The organism is Streptomyces sp. NPDC001617, from assembly GCF_053596855.1.
The window spans coordinates 112,806-127,346 of sequence record NZ_JBSFHA010000012.1 but is presented as its reverse complement, the minus strand read 5'-3'; the positions used below and the strand labels follow the sequence as shown (position 1 = coordinate 127,346).

Genomic DNA, 14,541 nt, shown 5'->3' with positions numbered 1-14,541 from the left:
CCCCCACGGCATCTCACCTGATTCATTCACAAAGTAGCTCATCCGAGTGCGGATGCCGCCCCTTTGAGGACCAGCCCGGCCCCGAGAGCCACCACCAGCAACGCGGACCCCAGGGGGGCGGTCCGGCGGACGAGGGCGGCCATCGGGTGGGTGGTCCAGCGGGGGCGCCTGTCCAGCACCCGATTCATCCCCGTACCCAACTTCACGACGGCGAACCCGGCGGCGGTCAGGGTGAGGGCGAGACCGATGCCGTAGGCGACGACGAGAAGGAGGCCGAACCAGGCCTGCCCGAGCGCCGCGGCGCCCACGAGGACCACGACGGCGGAGGGGCTGGGAACCAGGCCACCGGCGAAGCCCAGGAGGATCGTGCCGCGGAGGGTGGGGGCGGTGGAGTGGGTGTGGGCGAAGCCGCCATGGGTGTGCTCGATGGTGGTGGAGTGATCGTGCGTGTGCGGGTGGGGGTGGTCGTGATGGTGGTGGTCATGGGGTTGGTCGTGATCGTGGGTGTGGCCGGCCGTGTGCGCGTGCGTGTGGGCCTCGGTGGCCGTCGCCGACGCGGTCTCCGTGTGGGCGGCGACCAGGGCCAGGGAGCGTTCCTCGGTCTCCTCGGCGTCGTGCGTGTGGGGGTGGGGGTGGTCGTGCGTGCGGCCGGTCCCGTGGGGGTGGTCGTGGGTATGGCCGTGGTCGTGGCCATGAGGGTGTGGGTGCTCGTGCCCGTGCTCGTGCCCGTGCGTATGGGCGCGGTTGCGCCAGGCCCGGCGTACGAGGTTCGCGCCCGCCGCGATCACCAGGGCGCCGCTCGCGATGCCCAGCCAGGCGATCACCGAGGGGGTCGCCGCCGAGCCGGCCGTCACCAGGAGGCCCAGGGCGACCACGCCGAGAGTGTGGGTGACCGTGACCGAGGCGGCCAGGGGCATGACGTCCTTGAGGCGGGCCCTCCCGCCGCGGGCCGCTGCCGTCGCCGCCATCAGGGTCTTGCCGTGGCCGGGGGCGAGCGCGTGCATCGCGCCCAGGACGATCGCGATCAGCAGGGCGAGTGCGGCGAAGCCGGCGGTGAGGTGGTGGCGGGCGACCAGGTTGTTCAGGGCCTGCGTCCAGCGGTCGGCGCCGCGCGGGAGGACGGAGGCGGCGGGGGCGTCCGGCTGGTCCTCGACGAGGGCCGGTCCGCCGGGGCGCACCCGCAGGGAGGCCGACGAGGTGTCGGCGGGGGAGGAGAGCAACTCCTTGGGGTAGCTGGTGAGTTCACGCGAGACGGACTTCTTCGGTACGTCCGTCGCACTGAGTGTCATCCGGTCGCCGCGCGCGGTGATCTCGCGCCAGCCGGGGCCGGAGGTGGCGCCCTCGGCGTGGAAGCCGACGGACACGGTCTCGGCCTTGGGGAGCGGCGCGGTGAAGCGGCACTCGACCCGCAGGGTGTTCAGGCCGGCCTGGCCGGGCCGCAGCCGGGCCCTGCTGCTCTCCACGGTGAGCGTGGCGGCCTGCCCGTCGACGGTGGCCTTGCTGCCCTCGGCCGCCTTGTCGCACCGCTCCTTGGCCCACTCCGTCATGCCCAGCCGCTTGATGTCCGGCTTGGCCTGGGTCGCCGGGATCTCGGCGAGGTCCTCGACATGGTCGACGCGGAGCTTGCCGGGGGCGGCGACCAGGCCGTCGTAGCGGTTGACGGTGAAGTTGCCGAGAGGGTGCGCGCTCGCGCTGGCGGAAGGAGCCAGCGCGAGCGCGCAGGCCGCCGTGAGGACGGCCGCGGAGGTGGCCGGCAAGCGACGGGTGTTCACTGGGCCGCCTCCAGGTTCTTGAGTGCCTTACGGGCCTCGCCGGCGCCCAGCGGCGAGAAGCCGGCGTTCAGCTTCAGGGCCTTCTGCAGAGAGCTGCGGGCGTCCTTGGTGTGGCCGGTGGCGCGTTCGATCATGCCGCGGTGGTAGAGGAAGGTGGCGTTGCGGTAGCCGGTCGCCGTGGCCTGCTTCGCGTACGGGAGGGCTTCCGCGTCCTTGCCGTTGACGTGCAGCGCCCAGGCGAGGGCGTCCGCGGTGTGCACGGTGTGGCGGCGGGCCCACTCGGCGCGGGCGGCGCGCAGGGCCGCTGCCTTGTCGCCGTGGTCGGCCGCCGCGAGGGCGGTGTCGAGGTCGGCGTTGACGCCGTTGGCGCGGGCCAGGGCGATCCAGGCGTCGACGAGGGCGTACTGGTCGCGGGCCTTCGCCTTGTCGCCGGCGGCGCCGCGGTCCTCGTACATCTCGCCGAGTTCCACGAGGGGTTGGGGCAGCGGATAGTGCGCGACGAGCTGTTCCATGTCCTTGAGTCCGGTCGCCTTGTCGCCGCTCGCGTACTCGGCGCGGGCGCGGCCCTCCAGCGCCGGGAGGTAGTTGTCGTCGGCGGCGAGGGCGCGGGCGTAGTCGGTGAGCGCGGTCTTGTAGTCGCCCTGGTTCCAGGCGAGTTGGCCGAGCTGGAAGGCGACGTAGGAGATGTCGCCCTTGGTGCTGGCGGTGCCGAGGGCCTGCTCCAGGACCCGACGGGCCGTCTTCACGTCGCCGCGCAGCTCGTGCACGTACGCGTACCGGGTGAAGATCGGGATGCCCGGGCGCCGGGAGTCCGCGGTGTCGGCGGCCTTCGACGCGTCGGCGTAGCGGCCGAGTTCGACGAGGGCGTCGATACGGGAGGAGAGGGCGTTCTGGCTGTAGGGGTTCTCCTTCAGCACCGCGTCGGCGTACTTCAGGGCGTCCTTGAAGTCGTGCCGGGCCGCCGCGAGGGCCGCCTGGCCGGTGACGGCCTGTTCGTTGCCGGGCTTCACGTCGAGGGAGCGCTTCAGTGCCTTGTCGGCCTGCGGGTAGCGGGAGGGGTCGCCCTTGGTGCGGGCCTGCTCGACATAGGCCAGTCCGAGGCCGGCCCAGCTGCCGAAGTCCCTTGGCTGCGCCTTGAGATGGGCCTGCAGGGAGAGGATGCTCGCGTCGATGTTCCCGCTGTTCAGCAGCGCAGGCGACAGCGCGCTGGGCGCGGCGGCGACGGCCGTGGTGCCGCCGTCCCGGATGGCGCCGTACGCGATGGAACCCCCGGTGAGAGCGACGGCCAACAGAGCGGCGAGCCCGGTCAGTTGCCCGATGTGCCAACGCCGGCCGGCGGCCGCGACCCGACGGACGGCGGCGACACGCTCGTCGGCGGAGGCGCCTTCTTGAGGGCCGGCGGAACCGCCCTCCGGCGTGCCGACCGACGCACCCTCCGGGGAGCCGACAGCTGTTTCCGACTCCGGTTCGGCGACGCTCTCCGCCTTCTCCGCACGCTCCGCGGAGCGGTCCGGCTCGCTGTCGTTGGTACGCGGGGCCATTGCCCTCTCCTCAGGTGACGTGCGGTGTACGGAAGTTGTGGCTCGGGGCGGCGCGGCCCGCACCGTGGGGGATGAGTACGTGCGGGCCGCGCCAGTCTGTGGGTGCTACGAGATCCGCGGATCGGGCGGTTGCCGCTCCGAAGAAGCCGCCCGATCCGCCGTTGGGGGGTGGCCTAGTAGACCCGGCTGCGCATCCGGCGCCACCACATGAGGCCCGCGCCGATCAGAGCGATACCGGCCGCGCCGCCGCCCGCGGAGGCCGCGATCAGGGTGGTGTTGTCCATGCCGCCGGCCGACGCGGGCTGCAGGGCGTCACCGAGCTGGTTCTTGACGTCGCTGCCGCTGGTGACACCCTTGGCGGTCGCACCGCGCGAACCGGCCGTCGGGTTGGCCAGGTACGGGAAGTACTTGCCGAAGCCCTTGTCGTTCTTGTCGACCGCGTCGCCCAGGTCGTTCTTGGAACCGACCAGCTCGCCCTCCATGACCTGGAGCGCCTCGTCGATCACGTCGTCGGTGAGCCGGCGCCCGTTCGGGAAGCCCGCGTTGTCACCGTCGAGGACGCCCAGTCGCTTCGGAGAGGCGGTCGGCTCGATGGACGTGTTCAGGCGCAGCTCCTCCGCCGGACGCACGTACGGCGGCTGGTTGAGGCCCTTGACGCCCTTCAGGAACACGTCGACGAGGTCGTTGCGCGGCTCCGACGGCGCCTTGATCTTGTAGATCGCCTCGATGAGCTTCGGCAGCTCGGGGTTGGTGACGTTCTTCAGGAACTGCGCGTCCTCCCAGGGCGAGGACGCGTTGAACTTGTCCTTGTCCTTCAGCGGGTTGACGACCTCGTTGACCAACGGGTTGCCCAGGCGCGAGACCTGCTCGTAGTAGCCCTGGGCGTTCCTTCGCTCGACGGTCGACCAGACGCCGATGACCGGCTGCTTCTTGGACTCCGTGAGCATGTCGGTGGGCAGCTGCAGGGCGATCGAGTTGACGTTGTAGCCCTTGAGGGTGTCCCGGCCGACCTCGGAGAGGTTCCCGCCGTACAGCAGGTCGAAGACGCGCAGGTCGGCGAAGAACGGGTCGTCGGCCTGGCCGGCGAAGGTCTGGCCGCCGTTGGACAGCTTGTAGATCGCCTGGTCGCGCAGCTTGCCGTAGTCGGGCATCGACGCCTTGCCGACGTCCGACGGCGCCACCGGAATGTCGTCGGCGAGCTTGGTCCTCGAGACGACCTTCTGGTTCTTCAGCTTGATCAGGTCGAGGTCGTACGTCTGCGTGATGTTCAGGTCGGGGTCGGTCAGGTTGTTGACCACGCCCGTGTTGTACAGGAACGACTTCTTGTTCTTCGTCTGCGTGCGGAACGTGTAGCGGAGCAGCAGGTCGCCCTGCGCGTCACCGTTGTTGTCGATGTGGATGTCGTACTGCGCGTCGTCGCCGAACTGGTAGAAGTTCGGGCCGCCCGCCGGCTCCTCGAACGGGATGAAGTTCGCAATGACCGTCGTCGTGTCCGGCTTGTCCGGGCTGACGAACGCGTACAGGTCCGTGTTGTCGTACTGGGGCTGCCCCGAGATCAGCGGGGCCTCCCGGTGGCTGGAGGCGGAGGCCGCCCCCGGTTCCAGCGTGGCCACACCGGCGGCCGCGAGCCCGCCGGCGGCCAGCGCACCAGCTATGAGGGTCGCGATGCTCCTGCGTCCCGCGCTGCCCCTGGAGTCAGTTGTCATGCCGTCCGTCCTCAGTCCCAACTTGCCTGACGAACGCTGATTCGGAGCGGTCGCCGGAGTGGATTGGTCGAATCTCAAACGTCTTTACGGCGAACCCTCGATCTTGTTTCAGTCGAGGCGCGAAACTTCTTCGGTGGGGCGCGACTTCATTGGTGGGACATGGACCCGCATTTTGGGCGCGCTGATCCGTACCCCATCCGGAGGTGCGTTCGTTGCGAATGCCTGGTGTGACCGGACGGGGCCCATGCGGGCGGGGAGAGGGGAACCGAGTGGAGGCGGACGAGCTTCTGGTGCTCGTGGCGGGCGGTGACCAGAAGGCATTCGAAGAGCTGTACGGGCTGGTGTCCGGTCCGGTCTTCGGACTGGTGCGCCGGGTCGTGCGGGATCCGGCCCAGTCGGAGGAGGTCGCGCAGGAGGTGCTGCTCGAACTCTGGCGCTCCGCAGCGAAGTTCGACCCCGGACGCGGCAGCGCCCTGTCCTGGATCCTCACCCTCGCCCACCGCCGCGCCGTCGACCGGGTCCGCAGCGCCCGCGCGGCCGTCGACCGTGAGCAGCGCGAGGCCCGCCGGGCCCACCACCCCGCCTTCGACCAGGTGACCGAGGAGGTCGAGGCGGGCCTGGAACGCGAATGGGTACGCCGCTGTCTGGACCGTCTCACCGCCCTGCAGCGCCAGTCCGTCACGCTCGCCTACTACGACGGCTACACGTACCGTGAAGTGGCCGAGCGGCTCTCCCTGCCGCTGGGCACGGTCAAGACCCGTATGCGCGATGGACTCACCCAGCTGCGCAAGTGCCTGGGAGGTGTCGCATGAGTCTGCTCGCCCGACTGCTCCGCCGCGAGGATCTGCACTCGCTCGCGGCCCCCTACGCGCTCGACGCGCTGGAGTCCGGGGAGCGGTACCGCTTCGAGAAGCACCTCAGCACGTGCGACAGTTGTGCCGCCGAGGTGCGCGCCCTGTCCGAGGACGCGGCCCGTCTCGCCTGGTCGACGGCCGCCCCTCCGCCGGCCGCGATGCGCGACCGGGTGCTGGCCGCCGTACGCGCGACGCCGCAGGCGCCGAGTCCGATACCGGAGCACACGCCGCAGCTGCCGCCGCATGTCTGGGGCACGCAGCCCCCGCCGTCGCGCACCCGTGCGCCCCGCGAGCGCCGCCCGTTCTTCGTGCCGCTCGCCACGGCGACGGCCGCCGCGGCCCTCGTGGTCGCCTCCCTCTTCGCCGTGCAGGCCAGGCAGACCCAGGACAAGCTGGACGCCGCACAGTCGCAGTCACGTGAGATCAACCACGTTCTCGCAGCTCCCGACGCACGCGCGGCCACCGGCAAGGACACCCAGGGCCGAAGTATCGGAGTGATCGCCTCCGCATCCGAGGGGCAGGTGATCGTCACCCTCAGCGGATACACCGAGCCACCCAGCGGACGCGTGCACCAGTTGTGGCAGATGCGCCCCCATGCGCAACCGCGCTCCCTCGGGCTGTTCAAGCAGGGCGACACGCCCTTGGTCGCGACCGGCCTCAACAAGTCCGCTACATCACTCGCTGTAACCGTCGAGCCCGACGGGGGCTCAGCACAGCCCACCAGCCAGCCGATTGTCCAACTCGCCCTGAAATCGCTTGGATTCGGAGAGTGACGGTGGAGGGGTCGTCAACACCCTTGCAGGGAAGGTGAATCCTGTGACCGCGATACACGAGTGCCCCACGGGGGCGATAGGGTTACCCTGCCCGGGCCGGGTGGACTCGTACGGGTGGGGAGTGACATGGAACAGATAACAGTGCGCAGCAGGGCGAGGGTCCCTGCGATCACGTGCGGGAGCAGCGCGACCAGTTCGCGCCTCGACCGCCATCTCTCGGTGCTGGCGGGTCCTGCCGTCCCGCAGCGGGAGGCGGCCGAGGCGACCTCGCTGATGCGTGAGCTGACCGCGCGTGACACCACGCAGAACCGCAGTGACAGGGGCGCGCGCGTCCGCAAGGTCTCGCTCTTCGCGCCACTGCGTCGGCTGACTCGTTCGCTGTTCGGCGGGCGCTGAGCCGTACCGGCGTTCCTGCGGCCGGTGCGGTGTCGCGCTTCAGTCGTCCGTCATCCCCACGGCATGCGGCGGTGCACCGGTTCGCAGTCCACCCTCGGGTCTGTTCTGTCATGGAGGGCGTCTTCGGTACGTTCCACCCGCTCGGTACCGAAGACAACCCCCGTTCCCACTCGGCTGTTGAGATCACCGCTCCCCGTGTGCGTACCTCCGCACCGCCAGCGGCATGAATACGGCGATCAGTACCACGCTCCAGCCCAGTGACCCGGCGACCGGATGTGCCACCGGCCAGGCGCCGTCCGTCGGCGCCGGCGCGTTCCCGAACAGGTCCCGCAGGGCCGTCGTCACCGCGCTGATCGGATTCCACTCGGCGAGGGTCCGCAGCCAGCCCGCGAGCCCGTCGGTCGGGATGTAGGCGTTGGACAGCAGCGGCAGGACGAAGGTCGAGGCACCGAGCTGCCCGGCCGCGTCCTCGCTGCGGGTCAGCAGCCCGAGGAAGATCCCGATCGACGTGCAGGCGAACCGGAACAGCAGCAACAGCCCCACGGCGCCCGCCACTTCGAGCGCGCTCCCCTCTATCCGCCAGCCCACCGCGAGCCCGACCAGCAGCAGCGGCACCGTCCCGACCGCCGTGACCACCAGGTCGGCCACCGCCTGCCCGAGCGGCACGGCGGCCCGGCTCACCGGCATCGTGCGGAACCGGTCCATCACGCCCCGGTGCGAGTCGGCGGCGGCCTGGAACATCCCGGTCATGATCCCGCCCGCGGCGGTCGCCACCAGCAGCCCCGGCACCAGGAAGGACCGGTACTCCCGGCCGGGCATGGCGAGGGCGCTGCCGAAGACATAGCCGAAGAACAGCAGCATGTTGATCGGCATGACCTGGGTGAGGATCGCGAGCCCCGGACTGTTGCGGACCCGCCGCAGCTGACGGCCCACCATCGCGAGGCCGTCGTACGTCAACGTGCTCATACCGCGGGCTCCTTGTCGTCCGCAGGCTCCGAAGAGCGGTCGGTCAGCTGGAGAAAGACGTCGTCCAGCGTCGGCGTCCGCAGGCTGACGTCGAGCAACGGCACGCCCGCCGCGTCCAGTTCGCGCACCAGGCGCGGCAGGGTGAGCGTCGAGTCCCGGGTGACCGCGCCGACCGCGTGCCGTTCGTCGTCGAACGACGGTTCCGCGCCCGTGAGTTGATCGAGAACGCCGGCCGCCTTCACCATCACGTCCGCATCGGCGACGACGACCTCGACGTAGGACCCGATCAGCGCCTTGAACTGCGCCGGTGACCCGGTGTGTGCCACTCGCCCCCGGTCCACCAGGGCTATGTCGTCGGCGAGTTGGTCGGCCTCCTCCAGGTACTGCGTGGTCAGCAGCACCGTCGTGCCGTCGGCCGTGAGCTCGCGCACGGCGTCCCAGATCAGTGTGCGGCTGGCCGGGTCGAGCCCTGTCGTCGGCTCGTCCAGGAACAGCACCTCTGGACGGCGGATCAGACTCGCCGCGAGGTCCAGACGGCGGCGCATCCCGCCCGAGTAGGCGGACGCGGGCCGGTCGGCGGCCTCGGCGAGACCGAACCGGTCGAGAAGCTCCCCGGCGCGCTCACCGGGCGCCCGCACCCGGTGCAGCCGGGCGAACAGCCGGAGGTTCTGGCGGCCGGTGAGGTCGCCGTCGACCGAGGCGTACTGGCCGGTGACGCCGATGCTGCGCCGTACGGCCGCCGCGTCCCGGACGAGGTCGTGCCCGGCGATCCGCGCCGAGCCGGCGTCCGGCCGCAGCAGGGTCGTCAGCAGCCGTACGGCCGTCGTCTTGCCGGCGCCGTTCGGTCCGAGGACTCCGCAGACCGTCCCCCGGGCCACCGCGAGATCCAGGCCGCGCACCGCGTGCACCTCGCCGAACCTCTTCTTCAGACCTTCACTAAGTACAGCGTACGTAGAAATCATGTCTCGACCATAGCGCACTACGTACGGTGTACGTAACTAGGATGGTGGTCGAGGTGATGATCGATGGCGGGCCGAGTGGCGGTACCGGAAGTGATCTGGGCGCGGCCCGAGCGGGCGGGGCGGGGGCCGAGGCCCGCGTACACGCGGGCCGACATCGCGGCGGCGGCGGTGAGGATCGCCGACGAGGGCGGGCTGGACGCGGTGTCGATGCGGCATGTCGCGGCCGAGCTGGGGTGCGGGACCATGTCGCTGTACAACTACGTCCCCCGCAAGGAGGACCTGTACGAGCTGATGGTGGACGCGGTCAGCGGGGAGCACGAGCTGTGGGAGCCGTCCGGGGACTGGCGGGGGGACATGTGGCGGGTGGCCGAGCAGACGCGGGGGCTGATGCGCAGACATCCGTGGATGACGCGGCTGATGTCACCGGTGTACGGCTTCAGTCCCCACGCCCTGCGGTACCTGGAGCACTGTCTGGCCTGCCTGGATCCGCTGGAGGCGCGCTACGGCCTGAAGATGCAGCTCGTGGGGATGCTCAACGGGTGCGTGACGCAGTACGTCGCGGCCGAACTGGCCACCGCCGAGCGGACGCGGTCCCTGCCGTGGTCGGCGGAGGAGGAGAGCGCGGTGCGGATCGCGTATCTCGGGAGCCAGGTGGCCACGGGCGCCTATCCGAGGATGGCGGCGGCGTTCGCGGAGGACACGGGACCGATTGATCTCGACGGGGCTTTCGAGTTGATGGTGAACAGGATGTTGGACGCCTTCGCATCCGGAAGCTAGATCAACGCGAACTGGCCTTCCGGGCCTTCCTCGTGGTGGTCGAAGACCGAGGCCGGCTTGTGCGAGGCCTCTGGCGCGGGGAGGACGCCCGCCTTCCGGAGCTCCGCCGCCGTGATCGGGGCCGTCACCGTCAACTCCTCTTGCTGCGGGCGCAGTTCCGCCAGCAGGGCGAGCACCGTGATCAGCTCCAGCAGTTCCGACGTCCATGTCTGCGGCCAGGTCGACGGACGGATCGCCGCCAGCGTTCCCGGCTCGGCCTCCGTCGTCCGTGTCGTGAACCAGTGCTCCAGGACCCGCACCCCCGCCGCCTCGAAGTCCCAGGCCTCCGGTGGTACCGGCGAGATGCGGCCGTCGTCGAGGAGCAGGGTCTCCTCGTCGCGGTCGTAGTCGATCGTGAGAGGGCGGGAGGGGAGGGGAGCGCGGACGTACGGGCGGCGGCCTCCCGGGAGCTTCGGGCGGTCGCCGTCGCGGCGCATCAGCCAGAGCATGCGGTGGCCCGACTCCACACCCCGCGACCACAGTTCGGGGTCCTCGGTGAGCGGGACCGTCAGGTCCGGTCGGACCGTCGCGGTCGCCCAGGCGAGGACGTCCAAGGGGGTGGGGGAAAGGCCGAGGCGGGTGCTCAGGTGGTCCAACAGGCCCGGCGTCAGGTTGGGCTCCGTGCCGCCGGGGCGGCGGTAGAGGGGGCGGATGCGGCCGGGGCGGAGGAGGGGGAGGTGGGATGTGGCCAGGAGGCGTGGGCCGGTCGTGTCGGAAGGCGTCTCGACGACGAAGGTCTGGTGCTCGTCCGCCACCCGCCACAACTCCGGTCGTGCCGTGTCGATCAGGCGGTGGTCGGGGATCAGCCACTGCTCGTCGAAGGGGCCGTGCAGAACGCGTACGGGGTCCGGGCAGGGGGCCGATGCCCGCACCAGCTTCTCCGTGCCGCTCGACTGGCCCGGGAGCTGCCCCACCGCCGTGTGCAGGGTGCGGGAGCGCGTCGGCTCGAACAGGGTCTCCCGGTCGGGGCCGTCCGCCTTCAGCAGCGCGTCCCAGCGGGCCTTCAGGGATGCGGCGTCCGGGCCCGTCGGCCACCCCCGGCCGAGCCGCGGCGGTGCGACGGACCACGGCATGAGGTCCGCCAGCGGCGGAGCGTCGTCGTGCGTCACGCCCCGCATCGTACGACCTGGCACGGACAGTGAGGTCATGTGGCGTCGAGGGTCACCGTGAAGGAGAAGCGGTCGCCGCGGTAGTGGATCACCGCCGCGTCCAACACCCTTCCCGCCCCGTCGTAGGTCACACCCGTGTAGTGCAGGATCGGGCTGAGCAGCGGGACTTGGAGGAGTCTCGCGGTCTCCGGGTCGGCGAGACGGGCCTCCACCGTGTCCGTGATCCGGCTGATGTCCGCCCGTACGACATCCCGCAGCACCTTGGTCATCGGCCAGCGCACCAGGTCCGACGGGTCGATACGGGCCGCCAGTTCGGGACGGACGTAGTTGCGGGCGTGGTTCGTCGGCTCGCCCGTCTTCTCGTCGCTGCGCAGGCGGTGGTACGTGGCCACCTCGTCGGTCTCCGGGAAGTACTCGGCGAGTTCGGGCGGCACGGGCGCGTGACCGTGGTGCAGCAGCTCGGTCGTCATACCGGACTGCTGGGCCACGATCGCGTCCACCGAGCCCAGCAGCCGGACCGGGGCGGCCCGGCGGGCGTCCGGCTCGATGAAGGTGCCCCGGCGGCGGTGCCGGGTGATCAGCCCCTCGTCCTCCAGCTCCTTCAGCGCCTGCCGCATGGTCAGCACGCTCACCCCGTAGTGGCCGGCCAACTGCTCCTCGGTGGGCAGCCGGAGGGGGTCCTGGGGTGAGCGGCCGAGTATCGAGGCGCGCAGGGACTGCGACACCTGGTACCAGAGCGGCAGCTTGCGGTTCAGGACGATCGAGTCCGGCGCGAAGGAGGTCACGGGGCTATCCGTACCGGTCGTCGGCGATCAGTGCAACGGGCGGAAGTGCCGTTCGAGGCCCTGCCACACGGCGTCGTAGTGCTGTTGGAGGTGGTCCGCCTGTGCCGCGTGCGCGGTGAGGGTGACCGGCCAGCGGGTCTCGAACATGAACGCGAGGCCGTCGTCCACCTTCTGCGGCTTCAGCTCGGCGGCGCTCGCCCGGTCGAACGTCTCCCGGTCCGGACCGTGCGCCGACATCATGTTGTGCAGCGAACCGCCGCCCGGCACGAAGCCCTCCGCCTTCGCGTCGTAGGCGCCCTCGATCAGGCCCATGTACTCGCTCATCACGTTCCGGTGGAAGTACGGCGGCCGGAAGGTGTCCTCGCCCACCAGCCAGCGCGGCGCGAAGACCACGAAGTCGACGGCGGCCAGGCCCGGGGTGTCCGACGGGGACGTCAGCACCGTGAAGATCGACGGGTCGGGGTGGTCGTAGGAGATGGTGCCGATGACGTTGAAGCGGCGCAGGTCGTAGACGTACGGGACGTGGTTGCCGTGCCAGGCGACCACGTCGAGCGGGGAGTGGTCGTACGTCGCCTGCCAGAGGTTGCCGCAGAACTTGGTGACCACTTCGACCGGGCCCTCGACGTCCTCATAGGCGGCCACCGGTGCCCGGAAGTCGCGGGCGTTCGCGAGGCCGTTGGCGCCGATGGGGCCGAGGTCGGGGAGGCGGAAGGGGGCACCGTAGTTCTCGCACACATAGCCGTGGGCGGACCCGTCGAGCAGCTCCACACGGAAGCGGACGCCACGTGGGATCAGCGCGATATGTGCGGGCTCCACATGGAGTTGCCCGAACTCGGTGTGCAGCAGCAGTCCGCCCCGCTGCGGAACGATCAGCAGCTCCCCGTCGGCGTCGCTGAAGACACGGTCCATCGAGGAGTTGGCGTGGTACAGGTGCACGGCCATGCCGGTGCGCTGGGTCGCGTCGCCGTTGCCCCCCAGGGTCCACAGGCCGGCGAGGAAGTCGGTGCCGTCGGCGGGGTCCGGGAGGGGGTTCCAGCGCAGGCGGTTGGGGTCGGGGACGGACTCCGTGAAGGGGGCCGTGCGGATCCAGCCGTTGTGGGTGTGGGTGAACGGCGGATGGGCGGCGGAGGGGCGGATGCGGTAGAGCCAGGAGCGGCGGTTGTGGGCGCGGGGCTCGGTGAAGGCCGAGCCGCTCAGCTGCTCCGCGTAGAGGCCGAGGGGTGTGCGCTGCGGCGAGTTGCGGCCCTCGGGGAGGGCGCCCGGCACCGCCTCGGAGCTGTGCTCGTTGCCGAAACCGGAGAGGTAGGTCAGCCCCTCCGCGGTCTTGCGCGCGTCCCCGCTCATGATCGCTCCCTTGCGCATCGATTCCTATGTATCACCGTAGGATTGCGGTTTCGCGGGCGCAAGGGGTGCGCCGGACCTCCTCACCAGGGAGGACGGGGATCAGCCAGAACCAGCCTCCAGGGGGATCCGGCTGTCGGACCGTTGTTCTACGCTCCCGGACATGTCGTGGACGCGGGGACTTCTCGCCGTGCTCGCGGTCTGTGTCCTGATGCTGGCCGGATCCGTGGGGTGCGGCGCCAGTAATGCTCACGAGGGGACGGACGGGAAAGACGGTGCGTCGGTGTCACCTGTGGGCAAGGTGCTGGACGGTACGGACAAGGAGGGCCGGCATCTGCGGCAGGTGGACAAGAACGGTGCGCCCGAGGTCGGCATCGAGGTGCAGCCCGACACCGGCGACAGCTGGGACGTACGGCTGACCGTGCACCACTTCCGCTTCTCGACGGCCGGTACGAAGGCCGAGCCGGTGGTCGGCCGCGGCTTCGCCCGCCTCTACGTCGACGACCGCCTCGTCACCCGGCTGCGCACGACCGGCTACCGCCTCCCGGCCCGCCTGGTCCCGCGCGGCACGCACCATGTCACCGCCCGGCTGTACGCCGACGACGGCACGGTGTGGGCGGTCAAGGGCGAGCCGGTCGAGAGCACGGCCGACATCACGGCGTCGGAGCCCGCGCCGAGCGGGACACCCGGTGGTACGCCGGGTGCGGCCACGCCGAGCGGCACCCGCGGCGGCACTCCGAGCAGCACGCCCGGCGGTACTTCTGGCGGCACGACCGACACGACCTCGATGAGTGCACCGAGCATCAATCTCCGTACCGGGGGGCGAGGTTCACCGGACCGCGTCGGAAAGGCATCATGAAGTCCGTGCCCCAAGCGACATCGCTACGCCGAGCGCCCGTGCAGCGGCGCAGCGCAGAACGGCTCACCAGGATCCTCGACGCCTGCGCCGACCTCCTCGACGAGGTCGGCTACGACGCCCTGAGCACGAGGGCCGTCGCTCTGCGCGCCGGCGTCCCCATCGGCTCGGTCTACCGCTTCTTCGGCAACAAGCGGCAGATGGCCGACGCCCTCGCCCAGCGCAACCTCGAACACTTCACGGAGCGCGTCACCGAGCGCCTCAAGGAGCCCGGCGAGGGAGGCTGGCGCACCGCCATGGACGCCGTGCTCGACGAGTACCTGGCCATGAAGCGCACCGCGCCCGGCTTCTCCCTCGTCGACTTCGGCAACCAGATCCCGGTCGGCGCCCGCGACGCCGAACCCAACCACCGCGTCGCCGACCGCCTCACCGACCTCCTCTCCGGCTACCTCGACCGCGAGCCCGACGACGACCTGCGCCGCACCTTCCTGATCGCCGTGGAAACCGCCGACACCCTGGTCCACCTGGCCTTCCGGGTGTCCCCGGAGGGCGACGCGAGGATCATCGAGGAGGCTCGGGAGATGCTCAGGGCTTATTTGGCGCGGGTGCTGGACTGAGACGGGCGCGGGGCAGCCCTCGCGTTGCTATGGTGATCTGATCCTTG

14 protein-coding genes are annotated in these 14,541 nt (G+C 70.7%); 6 read left to right on the top strand and 8 right to left on the bottom strand.

Annotation, left to right across the window (positions count from 1 at the left end; translation table 11 throughout):
• Window positions 1–38 precede the first annotated feature (38 nt).
• The 3 genes from ACWC09_RS12395 to ACWC09_RS12385 all read right to left on the bottom strand — a co-directional run bounded on the left by ACWC09_RS12395 (window position 39) and on the right by ACWC09_RS12385 (window position 5,019).
• Window positions 39–1,772 carry a HoxN/HupN/NixA family nickel/cobalt transporter gene (locus ACWC09_RS12395; RefSeq protein ID WP_450850468.1) on the bottom strand — a complete coding sequence of 578 codons (1,734 nt, stop codon included), beginning with the start codon at window positions 1,770–1,772 and terminating at the stop codon, window positions 39–41.
• Window positions 1,769–3,313: a tetratricopeptide repeat protein gene (locus ACWC09_RS12390; RefSeq protein WP_450850467.1), complete on the bottom strand. Its 1,545-nt coding sequence runs from the start codon at window positions 3,311–3,313 to the stop codon at window positions 1,769–1,771. The genes ACWC09_RS12395 and ACWC09_RS12390 overlap by 4 nt, the downstream gene beginning before the upstream one ends.
• A 173-nt stretch (window positions 3,314–3,486) precedes the next feature.
• Window positions 3,487–5,019 carry a DUF4331 domain-containing protein gene (locus tag ACWC09_RS12385; RefSeq protein WP_450850466.1) on the bottom strand — a complete coding sequence of 511 codons (1,533 nt, stop codon included), beginning with the start codon at window positions 5,017–5,019 and terminating at the stop codon, window positions 3,487–3,489.
• A gap of 269 nt (window positions 5,020–5,288) precedes the next feature.
• Between ACWC09_RS12385 and ACWC09_RS12380 the strand changes: the two genes are divergently transcribed.
• The 3 genes from ACWC09_RS12380 (at window position 5,289) to ACWC09_RS12370 (ending at window position 7,042) form a co-directional block, all read left to right on the top strand.
• Entirely contained in the window at window positions 5,289–5,831 is a 543-nt protein-coding gene (locus tag ACWC09_RS12380; RefSeq protein WP_450850465.1) for a sigma-70 family RNA polymerase sigma factor, read from the top strand.
• Entirely contained in the window at window positions 5,828–6,646 is an 819-nt protein-coding gene (locus ACWC09_RS12375; RefSeq protein WP_450850464.1) for an anti-sigma factor, read from the top strand. The genes ACWC09_RS12380 and ACWC09_RS12375 overlap by 4 nt, the downstream gene beginning before the upstream one ends.
• Before the next feature lie 126 nt (window positions 6,647–6,772).
• Complete coding sequence (locus ACWC09_RS12370; protein WP_450850463.1) at window positions 6,773–7,042, top strand: hypothetical protein; 270 nt, start codon at window positions 6,773–6,775, stop codon at window positions 7,040–7,042.
• Between the two features lie 183 nt (window positions 7,043–7,225).
• Here the strand turns inward: ACWC09_RS12370 and ACWC09_RS12365 are convergent, their stop codons facing one another.
• Both ACWC09_RS12365 and ACWC09_RS12360 read right to left on the bottom strand, forming a co-directional pair.
• Complete coding sequence (locus ACWC09_RS12365; protein ID WP_450850462.1) at window positions 7,226–8,008, bottom strand: ABC transporter permease; 783 nt, start codon at window positions 8,006–8,008, stop codon at window positions 7,226–7,228.
• Complete coding sequence (locus ACWC09_RS12360) at window positions 8,005–8,970, bottom strand: ATP-binding cassette domain-containing protein (RefSeq protein WP_450850461.1); 966 nt, start codon at window positions 8,968–8,970, stop codon at window positions 8,005–8,007. Before ACWC09_RS12360 ends, ACWC09_RS12365 begins: the two co-directional genes overlap by 4 nt.
• Before the next feature lie 63 nt (window positions 8,971–9,033).
• On the opposite strand from ACWC09_RS12360, the gene ACWC09_RS12355 reads away from it, so the two are divergent.
• Entirely contained in the window at window positions 9,034–9,747 is a 714-nt protein-coding gene (locus tag ACWC09_RS12355; protein ID WP_450850460.1) for a TetR/AcrR family transcriptional regulator, read from the top strand.
• On the opposite strand, the gene ACWC09_RS12350 is transcribed toward ACWC09_RS12355, so the two are convergent.
• Genes ACWC09_RS12350 through hmgA form a run of 3 tightly spaced genes read right to left on the bottom strand, consistent with a single transcriptional unit; the run spans window position 9,744 to window position 13,024 of the window.
• Window positions 9,744–10,904, bottom strand: coding sequence for a type ISP restriction/modification enzyme (locus ACWC09_RS12350; RefSeq protein ID WP_450850459.1), 1,161 nt, complete (start codon window positions 10,902–10,904; stop codon window positions 9,744–9,746). The two genes, ACWC09_RS12355 and ACWC09_RS12350, sit on opposite strands and share 4 nt — an antisense overlap.
• 26 nt (window positions 10,905–10,930) lie before the next feature.
• Window positions 10,931–11,680 (bottom strand): GntR family transcriptional regulator, encoded by a 750-nt coding sequence (locus ACWC09_RS12345; RefSeq protein WP_450850458.1) that lies wholly within the window; start codon window positions 11,678–11,680, stop codon window positions 10,931–10,933.
• Between the two features lie 27 nt (window positions 11,681–11,707).
• Window positions 11,708–13,024 (bottom strand): homogentisate 1,2-dioxygenase, encoded by a 1,317-nt coding sequence (hmgA, locus tag ACWC09_RS12340; RefSeq protein WP_450850457.1) that lies wholly within the window; start codon window positions 13,022–13,024, stop codon window positions 11,708–11,710.
• Window positions 13,025–13,184: 160 nt separating this feature from the next.
• On the opposite strand from hmgA, the gene ACWC09_RS12335 reads away from it, so the two are divergent.
• Together ACWC09_RS12335 and ACWC09_RS12330 are read left to right on the top strand one after the other, a co-directional pair.
• Window positions 13,185–13,880 (top strand): hypothetical protein, encoded by a 696-nt coding sequence (locus tag ACWC09_RS12335; RefSeq protein ID WP_450850456.1) that lies wholly within the window; start codon window positions 13,185–13,187, stop codon window positions 13,878–13,880.
• Window positions 13,877–14,494 (top strand): TetR family transcriptional regulator, encoded by a 618-nt coding sequence (locus ACWC09_RS12330; protein WP_450850455.1) that lies wholly within the window; start codon window positions 13,877–13,879, stop codon window positions 14,492–14,494. Before ACWC09_RS12335 ends, ACWC09_RS12330 begins: the two co-directional genes overlap by 4 nt.
• The last annotated feature ends 47 nt before the right edge of the window (window positions 14,495–14,541 follow it).